The sequence below is a fragment of the Rhizobium anhuiense bv. trifolii genome (assembly GCF_024346605.1).
Taxonomy (GTDB): Bacteria; Pseudomonadota; Alphaproteobacteria; order Rhizobiales; family Rhizobiaceae; genus Rhizobium; species Rhizobium anhuiense.
In genome coordinates this window covers 38,076-51,311 of record NZ_CP098804.1, presented here as the reverse complement: position 1 = coordinate 51,311, position 13,236 = coordinate 38,076, and the positions used below count along the sequence as shown (strand labels likewise).

The window sequence follows — 13,236 nt, the reverse complement described above, 5'->3', positions numbered from 1 at the left end:
TTGGACATGAGCGCTGTTTTTGCCCGCCCCGCCTACCATGACGCGCTGGCTCGGCTCGCCGACCGTCATCTCCTGCGCGATCTGGCCTATGTCGGCGGCCGATGGGTCGCCGGCAAATCAGGGAAAAGCTTCGAGGTCACCGATCCCGCCTCGTCGGCGACGCTGGCCTGGGTGGCAAGCCTTGGCGCAACCGAGACGGCGGTGGCAATCGATGCAGCGTCGCAAGCTTTCGCCGCCTGGCGCGCAATGCTGCCGCAGAGCCGCGCGGCGATCCTGCGCAAATGGTTTGAGCTGATGCTCGCGGCCAGGGAGGATCTGGCCCTGATCATGACGCTCGAACAGGGCAAACCGCTCGCGGAATCACGCGGCGAGATCGATTACGCCGCCTCCTTCGTCGAATGGTATGCCGAGGAAGGCAAGCGGCTGAACGCCGAGAGCGTCACCAGCCACCTGCCCGACGCGGAAATGATCGTTCGCCGCGAGGCGCTCGGCGTCGTCGGCATCGTCACGCCCTGGAATTTTCCCTCTGCCATGCTCACCCGAAAGGCTGCGGCCGCGCTCGCCGCCGGTTGCGCGGTCGTTGCTCACCCCTCCTCCGAGACGCCGCTTTCAGCACTTGCCCTTGCCGAGCTCGGCGAACGCGCCGGTATTCCGGCCGGCGTCTTCAATGTCGTCACCGGCCACGCCGCAACGATCGTCGGGCGGATGTGCGCCGACATCCGCCTGCGTGCCATGAGCTTCACTGGCTCCACCGGCATCGGACGTCTGATCGCCGCCCAGTGCGCGCCGACCCTGAAGCGGCTGGTGATGGAACTCGGCGGCCACGCCCCGCTGATCATCTTCGATGACGCCGACATATCAAAGGCGGTCGAGATCGCCGTCAACGCCAAGTTTGCCACGTCAGGCCAGGATTGCCTCGCCGCCAACCGCATTTTCGTCCAGCGGCGCATCGCCGATGCCTTCACCAAAGCCTTTGCAGACCGCATTGCCGAACTGAAGCTCGGTGCGGGGCTCGAGGATGGCGCCGAGATCGGGCCGCTGATGCATGAACGCGCCGTCGCCAAGGTCGAGGAGCAGGTCTCCGACGCGCTGGCGCGTGGCGCACAGCTGGTCACCGGCGGCAAACGCCACACGACAGGCCGGCTCTTTTACGAGCCGACGCTGCTGACCGACGTGCCGGCGGATGCGCTGGTCATGCGCGAGGAGACCTTCGGGCCGGTGGCGGCGGTTGCCACCTTCGACACGGAGGAAGAGGTCATCGCCCGCGCCAACGATACCGAATGTGGTCTGGTCGCCTATGTCGTCACGGAAAATGGCGCCCGCCAGCTGCGGCTCGGCCGCGCGCTGGAATACGGCATGGTGGCGATCAACCGCGTCAAGATCACCGGCGGGCCTATTCCCTTCGGCGGCTGGAAGCAGTCCGGCCTCGGCCGCGAGGGCTCCCGCCACGGGCTCGAGGCCTTCACCGAGCTCAAATATCTCTGCATCGACACGGCCGCCTGAGCCGCTCCATTTCAAGAAAGAGGCTACGACATGCTCGACAGAAGCAACGAACTCACCGCCTGGGACCGCGATCATTTCTTCCACCCATCGACCCATATGGGCGCGCATGCCCGCGGCGAGACGCCGACCCGTGTCATCGCCGGCGGCGAAGGCGTCTACATCACCGACACGACGGGCCGCAAAAGCCTCGACGCCTTTGCCGGCCTCTATTGCGTCAATGTCGGCTACGGCCGCCAGAAGATCGCCGACGCGATCGCGGAGCAGGCGAAGAACCTCGCCTATTACCACGCCTATGTCGGCCACGGCACGGAAGCTTCGATTACGCTGTCGAAGATGATCATCGACCGCGCGCCCGCCGGCATGAGCCGCGTCTATTTCGGTCTGTCGGGCTCGGATGCCAACGAGACCAACATCAAGCTCATCTGGTACTACAACAACATCCTCGGCCGTCCGGACAAGAAGAAGATCATCTCGCGCTGGCGCGGTTATCACGGCTCCGGCGTCATGACCGGCAGCCTCACCGGCCTGGCGCTCTTTCACAACGCCTTCGACCTGCCGCGCGCACCGGTGCTGCACACCGAAGCGCCCTATTATTTCCGCCGCCCTGACCGGTCGATGAGCGAAGAGCAGTTCTCGCAATATTGCGCCGACAAGCTCGAGGAGATGATCATCACCGAAGGCCCGGAAACGATCGCCGCCTTCATCGGCGAACCCATCCTTGGGACCGGCGGCATCGTGCCGCCGCCGAACGGCTACTGGCAGAAGATCCAGGCCGTGCTCGACAAATATGACATCCTGCTCGTCGCGGATGAAGTGGTCACCGGCTTCGGCCGTCTCGGCACGATGTTCGGCTCGGACCATTACGGCATGAAGCCGGACCTGATCACCATCGCCAAGGGGCTGACCTCGGCCTACGCTCCCCTTTCGGGCACGATCGTCTCGAACAAGATGTGGCAAGTCCTGATACAGGGGTCCGATCAACTGGGGGCGATCGGTCACGGCTGGACCTATTCCGCCCATCCGACCTGTGCTGCGGCAGGCATTGCCAATCTCGAACTGATCGACGAACTCGGCATTGTCGAGAATGCCGGCACGACCGGCGCCTATTTCCGTTCGGAACTGGAAAAGGCGGTCGGCGGCCACCGCAACGTCGGCGAAGTCCGCGGTGACGGGCTGATGGCGGCCATCGAATTCGTCGAGGACAAGGACGACAGCACGTTCTTCGATGCCGGCCGCAAGATCGGCCCTCAGGTCGCATCCGCCCTGCTCGAACGCGGCGTCATCGGCCGCGCCATGCCGCAAGGCGATATCCTCGGCTTCGCCCCGCCGCTTTGCCTGACGCGCGAGGAGGCCGACATTGTGGTCAAGGCCGCAGCGGACGCCATCGAAACTGTCTTCAAGAATATCTGAGGAGCAGATCGGTATGACGATCCCCGAAAAGATGGCAGCCGTCTTGCTCACCGACCATGGCGGTCTGGACAAGCTCGTCTATGACAGGGACGTGCCCGTCCCGACGCCCGCCGATGGCGAGGTTCTGATCCGTGTCACGGCCTGCGGCATGAACAATACCGACGTCTGGGTGCGCCAGGGCGCCTACGGCACCGAGGACGATCCATCGGCGGTCTCCACGTGGCGCAGGCAAGGCAACACGCTGACGTTTCCACGCATCCAGGGCACCGATACGGTCGGTCATATCGTCGCCGTCGGCGCCGGCGTTGATCCCAAACGTATCGGTGAACGCGTCATGGTCGACTTTTCGATCTACAACCGGGACGACGACAGCCTCGCCGACATCGATTACATGGGCCATGGCCGCGACGGCGGTTATGCCGAATATATGGCGCTGCCGGCTGAGAATGCCCATGTCGTCGCAACCGATCTGACCGACATCGAACTCGCCACTTTCTGCTGCGCCTATCTGACTGGCGAGCGCATGCTGGAACGGGCAAGGCTGTCGGCCGGCGAACGCGTGCTCGTGACCGGCGCTTCAGGCGGCGTCGGCTCGGCGATCATCCAGCTCGCGCGCGCTCGCGGCGCGATCCCGATCGCCGTCGCAGGTCCCGGCAAGGAGGGGGCGATGCTCGATATCGGCGCCGAGGCGGTGGTGACCCGCGGCAAGGGCGACCTGGTCGAAGCCGTCCATGCCGCCAGCCACGGCCAGCCGATCGATGTGGTCGCCGATCTCGTCGGCGGACCGCTGTTCAACGACCTGCTGAAGATCCTGCGTCCAGAAGGCCGCTACTCGACGGCTGGCGCCATCGCCGGCCCGGTCGTCCAGCTCGATTTGCGGACCATGTATCTGAAGCAGCTGGAACTGCATGGCTCGAGCCAGGGCAGCCGCGCCGACTTCCGTCGGATCGTCGGCTATATCGAAAGCCGGAAAATCCGGCCTCTCGTCGGCGGCGTCTATCCACTGTCGGAATTCCATCGCGCGCAGACCGATTTCATGGCGAAGAACTTCGTCGGCAAACTGGTCGTGGTTCCCGACGAGAGATGATCGTTGCTTTCGCGGGCGAACCTTATCGGGTTTGCAGCGTTTCACGGCAATGGAAAATCATGATGGCGCCGGCCCTTCGTTGCGTCGGACTATTTCGCGGCGATGCGACCAAATCGCTCCCACGCCCCTACTCGAGGGGGCGGCGCGATCGCGCGCGCCAAAAGGCTGCTGATGCCAGCTTCCGCCAGCGCGAAACACCTGACGTCTATCGAACTTGGACGAATTCGGCGCGCTGTCAGCATAGCGCGGCTGATGGATACCGCAGTCCGATTGCCTGTCATCGGCGTGCGTATCGGCGCGGACTCAATTCTCGGCCTTATCCCGGCCGTCGGCGACATTGCCGGATCCCTGATCGGCCTTTTCATCATCGATGAGGCGAGACGCCTCGGTATTCCCACCCACAAGCTCGCCCGTATGGCCGTCAATCTGGGGATCGACGCCGCCGGCGGAACGGTTCCCCTGATCGGCGATCTCTTCGACGTCTATTTCAAGTCTCATCGCCGAAACGTGGGTATCATCCTCGACCACTTTGGGATTAGCGAAGACGAGCTTAACCGGCGAGTCTGACGGCCGACGTCCCTTTGCAACTTCCCCTTCGAGGAATTTGTGCGAGCTGTCGGCGCCGGTTCCAACGAGGCCGCGCAGCCGGTGCTGTCGCCTTAAGACGACGAGCAACCAGCAAAAGTGGGCACTAGCTCGGCGCCTTCGCTTACAGTTCAGCCAGAACGCCTGCCGTCTTCACTGCGTGATCAAGAACGAATTGCAGCTTGGCGGCGTGGCCGAAACCAGGCTCATCCGGCTGCCCCTTTTGCACGGCATTTGCAAATCGCTGGAAATTGGTGATGACCGGTTCGACCTCGATCTTACGCCAGATTGCCTTGTCGGCATCGGGACCTTCACAGGCCCTGAGCGTCGAACCTTCCGGCGTGTGCACCACCTCCAGCGCGCCCTTGTCTCCATGCAGGCGCAGGCGCAATTCGTTCAGATGACCAGTCGCCCAGCGCGTTGCGTGGATGACACCGGCGGCACCGTTTTCGAGTTCAGCCATCATCAGGAAACTGTCATTTGCATCGAGCTCGTACTCCCCGATCCGATTTCCAGGGCTCTTGTCGAACACCTTGAGATGCGATGCGGCTGCCTTGACGTCACTTCCGGCGGCAAAAACCGCGAAGTCGAGAATATGAATACCGACATCGCCCAGCACGCCATTGGATCCGTGCTTTGTCGACAGCCGCCACAGCCATTGCGATTCCTTGGTCCAGTCGCCCCACGCCTTTGAGACCAGCCAGCTCTGGAGATAGGACGCTTCGAAGTGGCGGATCGCGCCGAGGCGTCCGTCCAGCACCATCTTGCGCGCTGCTTGCAGCGGCGCAACATTGCGATAGGTAAGGTTTACCATCGCAACCTTGCCGGACGCAGCAGCAGCGTCGGCCATCTCTTTAGCTTCGCGGTAGTTAACCGCCAGCGGCTTCTCGCAGAGGACATGTTTGCCGGCGCCGAGTATCTTCATTGTCGTGGAATAATGCGCGCGATCCGGCGTGACATTGGTCACGGCGTCAAACTCTCCCCAGGCAAGGGCGTCATCAAGTGCCGTGAAAGTAAGTGGGATATCATGCCTGAGCGCAAAGGCCCGCAGCCGGACCTCGTCCGTATCGACGGCAGCAACAATTTTTACGTCGGCGATTTCGGAAAAATTCATGGCATGGGTGTTTGCCCATCCTCCGGTTCCGAGAATGATCAAGCGCATTTTTGTCCTCATAGTCGTTTATCGAAATCATCAGCACCAAACCGTCGTCTTTCACGAGCGCCAGATGGTCCTGCCAAATGGTGAGCGACGGCTGTCAGCTCAGCGTTTTCCCGGGCCGAACGCACGCGTGGCGTCCGCGCCCAAGGAAGGTGTTTCAGGTCCTCAGCGGTAACCGGCTTCGCCAGCTTGGTGTAGTTTCGGGCCGCGTTCGACGATCGGCTCCAGTGCTTTTTCTACCGGCACATTTGGAGCGTCGGTGATACCCGTCAACGAGCCCTCAGGGTTATAGGCCCACTTCACGCCGTTGATCAGCACCTTCTGGACATTGACGTCGTGATAGGTTGGGTAAGTCTCGTGGCCGGGGCGGAAATAGAAGATGTTGCCGGCGCCACGGCGCCAGGTCAGGCCCGAGCGGAACACTTCGCCGCCCTGGAACCAGGAGATGAACACCGTTTCGAGCGGTTCCGGCACCGAAAACTGCTCACCGTACATTTCCTCGTTCTCGAGCTCGAAATGTTCGCCGATGCCGGCGGCGATCGGATGGCGCTGATTGATCGTCCACAGACGCTCGCGCTCACCCGCCTCGCGCCATTTCAGCGCGCAGGGCGTGCCCATCAGCCGTTTGAAGATCTTGGAGTAATGGCCGGAATGCAGCACGAGTAGCCCCATGCCTTCCCAGACGCGCTTGGCGACACGCTCGACGACGACGTCGGAGACCGCGCCGTGATCCTTGTGGCCCCACCAGGTCAAGACATCGGTTTCGGCAAGGCGGGCTTCGCTGAGTCCGTGTTCCGGCTCCTGCAGCGTCGCCGTCGTCGCCGAGATACTGGGATCGGTATTCAGCGCGTTGGCGATCGTCGTGTGCATGCCTTCGGGATAGATGCCCCGGACGACGGCATTGGTATTCTCGTGGATATTCTCTCCCCACACAACGGTGCGAATGGTCACGTCGTCCTCTCCTTATAGTTAAAAAACGGATCGAGTCCTGGGAAGAACATCGACCTTGGGAACATCAGGCAGCCCGAATGGAGGCTCGCTCAAGCGAACGGCCCGACCGGTCGAAACGGTGGATGTGGCCGGCAAGCGGCGCAAGGCCAAGCGTTTGGCCGGGCGCATGGCGGGAGACACCGGCTTCCCGCACGATGAGCGGCTCATCCGCCCCGATATCCACATAGACGAAGCTATCAGAGCCGAGGATTTCTGAATGGATGACCGTGCCGCTCCAAACGGGCGACTCGGGCGTGATGCGAACATGCTCGGCGCGCACGCCAATCGTATGGCTATCATAGGCTTGCGCCAGTTCGCCCGAGAGGAAATTCATTTTCGGCGAACCGATGAAGCCGGCAACGAAGACCGAATTTGGGCTTTCGTAAAGTTCCAGCGGCGTGCCGATCTGCTCGACGACGCCGTCCCTCAGCACGCAGATCCGATCGGCGAGTGTCATGGCCTCGACCTGGTCATGGGTCACATAGACCATCGTCGTGTTGTTCATGCTGCGATGAAGCTTCGCAATTTCCAGCCTCGTCGCGACGCGAAGCGCCGCATCGAGGTTGGACAGCGGCTCGTCGAAGAGAAAGACCTTGGGATCGCATACGATCGCCCGGCCGATTGCGACGCGCTGACGCTGCCCGCCGGAAAGCTGTCGCGGCAAGCGGTCTAAGTAGGGTGAGAGCTGCAGCATACCGGCGGCCTGTTCGACACGCTGGCGGCATTCGCCTCTGGTGCTCCCGGAAAGTTTCATGCCGAAAGCCATGTTGTCGAAGACCGTCATATGCGGGTAGAGCGCGTAGGACTGGAACACCATGGCGATCCCTCTCTTCGACGGCGCGTGCTGGTTCACCGTCTTGTTGTCGAAGGAGAGGGTTCCCGAGGTGATGTCCTCGAGCCCGGAGATAAGCCGCAGCAGCGTGGACTTGCCACATCCCGACGGCCCCACGAACACCATGAACTCGCCCCGGCGGATGTCCATCGTCACGCCTTTGATCACCTCGAAAGCGCCGAAGCTCTTGCGGATATTCTCCAGTCGGATTTCTGCCATGTCCTACTCCCTCAACCCTTGACGCCGCCGGCGGTCAGCCCCGAAATGATCCGGCGCTGGAATATCAAAACAAGCACGACAACCGGCACGGTGACGATCACTGAAGCCGCCATGATGTTGCCCCAGGGGATCTCGAATTCGCTGTTGCCCGAAAGCAGGGCGATCGCAACCGGGACGGTTCGCTGCGTATCCGACGATGTGAACGTCAGCGCAAAAAGAAACTCGTTCCAGGCGGTGATGAAGGCGAGCAGTCCGGTCGTCACCAGCGCCGGCCACATCAACGGCATGAACACCTGGGTGATGATGACCCAAGGTGAAGCGCCATCGACGATCGCCGCCTCTTCGATCTCGATCGGCAATTCGCGCATGAAGGTCGTCAGCACCCAGACGGTGAAGGGGAGCGTGAAGATCATGTAGGAAAAGATCAGCGCGAAGGGCGTGTTGAAGATGCCGATCCAGCGGATGAGTTCGAAGAGGCCCGCAAGAACGGCAATCTGCGGAAACATCGACACCGAGAGGATGGTCAGCATCAACAGTGCCCGCCCGCGGAAGTGTACCCGGGCCAAAGCGAACGAAGCGGTGATCGAAAGTAGCAGCGATGCTGAAACCACGACGCAGGCGATCATCGCGGAATTCACCAGACTGCGGACGAAGCCGCCCTGGCCCATCACGGACGTGTAGTTGCCGAAGGAGATCGAGGTCGGCCAATAATCGACTTTGAAAAGGGCCGTGCCGGTCTTCAGGCTCGTGAGGATTGCATAGTAGAACGGAAATACCGCAATGATGACGATGATTGTGACGAGCAGGTAGAAGAGCGTATTCTTGACGATCGAAAGCAGCATCAACGTTCCTCCCCGCCGAGCTTGACGCGACCGAGCCAGATATAAAGGACGGTTACGGAGGCAATGATGAGGAAAAGCACCGTTGACGCGGTGGCGCCGTAGGCGAACTTGTCGAAGTCGAAGAGGTTCTCGCGCGCCATGACCGACATGGTCTTCGTCTGCGCATTGTTGGGCGTCAGAACATAGATCAGGTCGAAGATGCGCATCGCATCCAGCATCCGGAAGATCACGGCAACCATGATAGCCGGTCGGATCAGCGGCAGCGTCAGACGCCAGAAAACCTTGACCGGATTGACGCCATCGATCTTGGCAGCCTCATAAATGTCTCCCGGAACCATCTGTAGTCCCGCAAGAATCAGAAGCGCCATGAAGGGCGTCGTCTTCCAGACATCGACGATCAGCACTGCGATCATCGCCGTTTCCGGATTGGCGGTCCAGGCAATCTTCTCACTGATAAGACCGAAGCCGAGCAGAATATCGTTCAGGATGCCGAACTGATCATTGAGCATCCAGGCCCACATCTTTGCTGAGACGATGGTTGGGATCGCCCAAGGAATGAGGATTGCGGCCCGTACGATCCCACGCCCGACGAACCGTGCGTTCAGCACCAAGGCGACGATCAGTCCGAGCACGGTCTCGATTACCACCGAAAGGACGGTAAACTTGGCAGTGTTCCAGACGGCGTTCCACCAGACCGGATCGGCAAGCAGTCCGCGATAGACGGTCCTTCCGCTCTTCAGCGTCACCCACGACAAATAATTGTCAAAGCCGACGAACTGCGCATTGCCAAGGTCGTTCAGCGACGCATTCGTAAAACTGAAATAGATCGTTCTGAACAGCGGCCAGCCAGCGACGATTGCCAAGATCAACAGCGTCGGCGCCAGAAACATCCATGCCGATCGGATGCGCTCGGACCGCAGCTCCGTGGAGGATCTGAAATGGGAAACCCTGGGCTTGACTGCTTGTGGAACTACGATTTCGCTCATGCAACGACTATCCCTCGCTAGCTCGTCCGAAGACCGGACCGGCGGCCTGACAGCCGCCGGTCGGAATACTCACCAAGCGTCGCCCTTGAGGGTCGTTAGGTCGGCTTCGAGAAGCTCGAGGTTCTCGGCAGCTGAGCCGCTGCCTGACAAGGTATTGTGCACTGCAGTCCAGAACTTCGAGGACACCTCGTTGTATTTCACCTTGGCCGTCGCCGAAGGGCGTGGCACGGCGTCCTGGAAAATGGGTTTCCAGTTCGGCATGAAGGGCTGCGCGGCAGCAACATCCTTGTCGTCATAAAGATCCGTCAGGGTCGGCAAATTGGACAGTTCGATGGCACGTGCCTTTTGCACGTCCTTCGACGCCAGGAATTTTACGAGCGCGATGGCTGCGTCCTGCTTTTCGGAATATTTCGAAACCGCCAGGTTCCAGCCGCCAAGTGTCGAAGACGGCTTATCGCCGACGGCCGCAACCGGTAGCGTCATCACGTCGAACTTGCCCTTCACCGCGCTGTCGGCACCGTTTCCGAGAGAATAGGCATACGGCCAGTTGCGCATGAAGACGGCGTTGCCGGTCTGCCAGACGCCGCGCGATTCTTCTTCCTGATATGCGAGCACCCCTGGCGGCGAGATCGTGCCGATCCAGCCCTTGGCCCGCTCGAGCGCTGCTGCCGCCTTCTCGTTATTGATCGAGATGGTCCCGTCCGGCTCGACGATCTGGCCGCCACCGGACGACTTCACCCATTCCAGTCCGTTGCAGGTCAACCCTTCGTAGGAATTGCCCTGGAAGACGTAGCCCCAGAGGTCCTTCTGTCCGGCCTGGCGTTCTTTATCCTGAACCTCTTTGGCTGTCGCAGCCATCTCGTCCCAAGTCTTCGGCGGCTGTTTTCCATATTTCTCTAGCAGGTCCTTTCGGTAAAACAGCGCCGGAGCATCGGTAAACAACGGCAACGCCACAAGCCGGTCATTGACAGTCTGAGACGCGATGATCGACGGGAAGAACTGGCCGACCACGTCCTTGGCTGCCTCCTTCAGATCGACGAACTGCTCGGCAAGCTGCGGCGCCCAGATGACATCGGTCTGATAAACATCGACGTCCTTGTTTCCAGCAGCAAGCCACAGGCGATATTGGGAAAACTGCTCGCTGCTCGATGACGGCATGGTGACGAGCTTGACATGATTGCCGGTATTCTTCTCGAAAATTGCAAGCTGCTTGTGAAGGAATTCGACGTTTTTGCCGGTGGTATTTGCGGCAAACGAAATTTCAGCGGCACGGACAGAGCCGGCAGCGATGGCGACGCTGAGTGCGGACAAGGCTAAAGCAAACTTTTTCATGATCTCCTCCCAGAAATTGAAATCGATTTGGCAACCAGACCATTGCAGAAGGCCGCAGAGGCGTCAAGCCATTACGATTGTCGATCTTCAGTTGTATTATGATAGGAAAATGCCATATATACAGCGATTAGAGGTACTTCTTGACCTCGCGAGCAAAGATTCAATGTCAAGAAATTGAAATCGATTTCAATTTTTGCCGGATTGGCACTTGCCCGTTGCGCATCGCCAACGCTTCGTCCATTGATTGCCGGGACAAAGAAGACATTCGATGAAACTTCGTGAATTTGCAAAGCAGCTTGGGCTCTCACCGACGACGGTCAGCCGTGCGCTCAGCGGCTATCCCGAGGTGAGCGAGGCCACGCGCGCCCGGGTTGCGGGCGAAGCAATGCGGCTTGGCTATCGCCCCGATATCAATGCCGTGCGGCTAAAGACCGGGAGAGCCGGGGCGATAGGCGTCATGATGGGGCGTTCGGGAGAAATCCATTTCGCTGAATTCATATCGGGGATGGCGCAGCGCTTGGAAACGGCCGATACCGATATTCTCATCACGCCTATTACCGCGCACAATGATGACGACGAAATGCAGGCCTACCGACGCCTGGTCGAAAGTCGCCGAGTGGATGCAGTGATCATTCATTCGCCGCGCCCCAAGGACCCGCGGATCGAGTTGCTGAACAGCTTGGGCCTGCCTTTCCTGGTTCACGGCCGCTCGGAGACCGAGCACGTTCACGCGTGGCTCGATATCGATAATGAAAATGCCGTGCGTAGAGCCACCGAACACCTGTTCGATCTCGGGCACCGGCGCATTGCCATGATCAACGGCCTGCGGGGCAAGACGTATTCGATCCATCGCGAACATGGTTTTCGGATTGCCCATCAGGAGCGTGGGCTCGTCGTCGATCCCAACCTGATGGTCTGCGATAAATTCTCCGACGAGAGCGGCTTTCGTCATGCCCGCTCTTTTCTGGAGAGCGCGAATGCGCCGACCGCCATCGTTGCCGGTTCCACGATGACAGCGCTTGGTGTCTACCGTGCCGTCCGTTCGCTTGGGATGACGGTGGGTCGGGATGTGTCGGTCATCGCCCATGACGACGTCTTCCCTTATCTGACGGCAGAAAGCATGGTACCGTCACTCTCGACAACCCGATCGTCCATGCGTGCCGCGGGCACGCGATGCGCTGAGCTAACGCTACAGCTTATCGCTGGACGTGCCGTGGATGAGGTTCACGAATTGTGGCCAGTCGAACTGATCCTGAGGGAAAGTACCACCCCGCCGCCCTGACGGAGAGCAACCTCTCGATACGGAAAGGCTCTAAAGCTGATCGATCGCAGGTACCTTGCCGGTCAGAAACGCCAGAGCCGCTGCGCCGACGAGGCCCGAGTTCTGATCCAATGCTGCCAGCATCACCTTGACATCTTTGAATGCCGGCATTGCCGATTGTGTGATGTAGCCTTGAATGCCGGGTTGGAGCCGGTCGAACTCGTGGGAAAGCCCGCCTCCCATCACAATGATATCCGGACTGAAAATGTGGATCAGGCTGGTGAAGCCTCGGCCGAGAATTTCCGCTTCTTCGTCAACCAGTTGATTTGCCAGACGATCGCCATTTCTCGCGGCTGCGAAGATGCTGCGGCTGTCGATGACACCGCCATCGCTGCCTATCGTCGTCCCGCTCGATTCCATCGCCCTTATTTGAGCGCGTCGTGCAAAAGCCGGTCCGGATCCGTAGGCCTCGAAGCAGCCCCTGTTGCCGCAAGGGCAGAGCTCTCCATTCGGCACGACCGACATGTGCCCGACATGGGCGGCCATGCCCTTGCGGCCGCGCACCACGCGACCGTCCGAAATAACGCCGCCGCCAATGCCGGTGCTGACGGTGACATAGACGAGATTATCAAATCCCTTGCCAATTCCGAACTGCCACTCGCCGATGGCAGCGGCAATAGCATCATTCTCGAGGTCGACTGCAAACGGGAACCGCTTCTGCAACTCCGCCTTCAGCGGAAAGTCGACAAAGCCCGGGAGGGTCGGGATATCGGTGGCGACGCCCGTGACCGTATCGAGCGGGCCTGGAGCGGATACACCGACGCCCACCACCGAAGCCGGGTTCGATGCCGCGAGCAGTCCATCGGCCAGGCCGCAAATCTGGGCGAGCACGCGGTCGGGGCCTGCCAGCGCATCCGTTGGTTCGGCTGCGCGCGCCAGAATCCTGCCGTGCTCATCGACAAGGGCAGCGCGGACCTGCGTCCCACCGAGGTCGATTCCAATGGCAACCTGCTGCATGTGAAGACCATGA

Annotated in this window: 12 protein-coding genes; 5 read left to right on the top strand and 7 right to left on the bottom strand. The window is 60.5% G+C overall.

The features are described 5' to 3' along the window. The first annotated feature begins 6 nt into the window (after positions 1 to 6). The 4 genes from NE851_RS32080 to NE851_RS32065 all read left to right on the top strand — a co-directional run bounded on the left by NE851_RS32080 (position 7) and on the right by NE851_RS32065 (position 4,567). Positions 7 to 1,503 carry an NAD-dependent succinate-semialdehyde dehydrogenase gene (locus tag NE851_RS32080; protein ID WP_254962587.1) on the top strand — a complete coding sequence of 499 codons (1,497 nt, stop codon included), beginning with the start codon at positions 7 to 9 and terminating at the stop codon, positions 1,501 to 1,503. A gap of 30 nt (positions 1,504 to 1,533) precedes the next feature. After that, positions 1,534 to 2,913, top strand: a complete 1,380-nt coding sequence (locus NE851_RS32075) for an aspartate aminotransferase family protein (protein ID WP_127431830.1) — start codon at positions 1,534 to 1,536, stop codon at positions 2,911 to 2,913. 13 nt (positions 2,914 to 2,926) lie between these two features. Then, complete coding sequence (locus tag NE851_RS32070) at positions 2,927 to 4,000, top strand: alcohol dehydrogenase family protein (RefSeq protein WP_127431829.1); 1,074 nt, start codon at positions 2,927 to 2,929, stop codon at positions 3,998 to 4,000. A 171-nt stretch (positions 4,001 to 4,171) separates the two neighbouring features. Continuing rightward, positions 4,172 to 4,567, top strand: a complete 396-nt coding sequence (locus tag NE851_RS32065; RefSeq protein ID WP_028758816.1) for a DUF4112 domain-containing protein — start codon at positions 4,172 to 4,174, stop codon at positions 4,565 to 4,567. 142 nt (positions 4,568 to 4,709) lie between these two features. Here the strand turns inward: NE851_RS32065 and NE851_RS32060 are convergent, their stop codons facing one another. The 6 genes from NE851_RS32060 to NE851_RS32035 all read right to left on the bottom strand — a co-directional run bounded on the left by NE851_RS32060 (position 4,710) and on the right by NE851_RS32035 (position 10,945). Then, positions 4,710 to 5,747 carry a Gfo/Idh/MocA family protein gene (locus NE851_RS32060; protein WP_127431828.1) on the bottom strand — a complete coding sequence of 346 codons (1,038 nt, stop codon included), beginning with the start codon at positions 5,745 to 5,747 and terminating at the stop codon, positions 4,710 to 4,712. Positions 5,748 to 5,909: 162 nt separating this feature from the next. Further along, the gene (locus tag NE851_RS32055; RefSeq protein WP_254962585.1) at positions 5,910 to 6,695 is read right to left on the bottom strand and encodes a ThuA domain-containing protein; all 786 of its coding nucleotides are present in this window, start codon (positions 6,693 to 6,695) and stop codon (positions 5,910 to 5,912) included. Between the two features lie 64 nt (positions 6,696 to 6,759). Further along, the gene (locus NE851_RS32050) at positions 6,760 to 7,785 is read right to left on the bottom strand and encodes an ABC transporter ATP-binding protein (RefSeq protein WP_254962584.1); all 1,026 of its coding nucleotides are present in this window, start codon (positions 7,783 to 7,785) and stop codon (positions 6,760 to 6,762) included. 11 nt (positions 7,786 to 7,796) lie between these two features. Then, positions 7,797 to 8,627, bottom strand: coding sequence for a carbohydrate ABC transporter permease (locus NE851_RS32045; RefSeq protein WP_063473705.1), 831 nt, complete (start codon positions 8,625 to 8,627; stop codon positions 7,797 to 7,799). Then, entirely contained in the window at positions 8,627 to 9,613 is a 987-nt protein-coding gene (locus NE851_RS32040) for a carbohydrate ABC transporter permease (RefSeq protein WP_028758608.1), read from the bottom strand. Before NE851_RS32040 ends, NE851_RS32045 begins: the two co-directional genes overlap by 1 nt. A gap of 69 nt (positions 9,614 to 9,682) precedes the next feature. Then, positions 9,683 to 10,945 carry an ABC transporter substrate-binding protein gene (locus NE851_RS32035; RefSeq protein ID WP_254962581.1) on the bottom strand — a complete coding sequence of 421 codons (1,263 nt, stop codon included), beginning with the start codon at positions 10,943 to 10,945 and terminating at the stop codon, positions 9,683 to 9,685. A 268-nt stretch (positions 10,946 to 11,213) separates the two neighbouring features. Here NE851_RS32035 and NE851_RS32030 point away from each other — a divergent pair, with 268 nt between their 5' ends. Beyond that, positions 11,214 to 12,227 (top strand): substrate-binding domain-containing protein, encoded by a 1,014-nt coding sequence (locus tag NE851_RS32030; RefSeq protein WP_028758610.1) that lies wholly within the window; start codon positions 11,214 to 11,216, stop codon positions 12,225 to 12,227. Positions 12,228 to 12,257: 30 nt separating this feature from the next. On the opposite strand, the gene NE851_RS32025 is transcribed toward NE851_RS32030, so the two are convergent. After that, entirely contained in the window at positions 12,258 to 13,223 is a 966-nt protein-coding gene (locus NE851_RS32025) for an ROK family protein (RefSeq protein WP_097596092.1), read from the bottom strand. Between the last annotated feature and the right edge of the window lie 13 nt (positions 13,224 to 13,236).

What these genes read in the sequence shown, in the direction of transcription:
- NE851_RS32080 (WP_254962587.1), top strand. Translation starts at nt 7, where the DNA reads ATGAGCGCTGTTTTTGCCCGCCCCGCCTACCATGACGCGCTGGCTCGG.
- NE851_RS32075 (WP_127431830.1), top strand. Translation starts at nt 1,534, where the DNA reads ATGCTCGACAGAAGCAACGAACTCACCGCCTGGGACCGCGATCATTTC.
- NE851_RS32070 (WP_127431829.1), top strand. Translation starts at nt 2,927, where the DNA reads ATGACGATCCCCGAAAAGATGGCAGCCGTCTTGCTCACCGACCATGGC.
- NE851_RS32065 (WP_028758816.1), top strand. Translation starts at nt 4,172, where the DNA reads ATGCCAGCTTCCGCCAGCGCGAAACACCTGACGTCTATCGAACTTGGA.
- NE851_RS32060 (WP_127431828.1), bottom strand. Translation starts at nt 5,747, where the DNA reads ATGCGCTTGATCATTCTCGGAACCGGAGGATGGGCAAACACCCATGCC.
- NE851_RS32050 (WP_254962584.1), bottom strand. Translation starts at nt 7,785, where the DNA reads ATGGCAGAAATCCGACTGGAGAATATCCGCAAGAGCTTCGGCGCTTTC.
- NE851_RS32045 (WP_063473705.1), bottom strand. Translation starts at nt 8,627, where the DNA reads ATGCTGCTTTCGATCGTCAAGAATACGCTCTTCTACCTGCTCGTCACA.
- NE851_RS32040 (WP_028758608.1), bottom strand. Translation starts at nt 9,613, where the DNA reads ATGAGCGAAATCGTAGTTCCACAAGCAGTCAAGCCCAGGGTTTCCCAT.
- NE851_RS32035 (WP_254962581.1), bottom strand. Translation starts at nt 10,945, where the DNA reads ATGAAAAAGTTTGCTTTAGCCTTGTCCGCACTCAGCGTCGCCATCGCT.
- NE851_RS32030 (WP_028758610.1), top strand. Translation starts at nt 11,214, where the DNA reads ATGAAACTTCGTGAATTTGCAAAGCAGCTTGGGCTCTCACCGACGACG.
- NE851_RS32025 (WP_097596092.1), bottom strand. Translation starts at nt 13,223, where the DNA reads ATGCAGCAGGTTGCCATTGGAATCGACCTCGGTGGGACGCAGGTCCGC.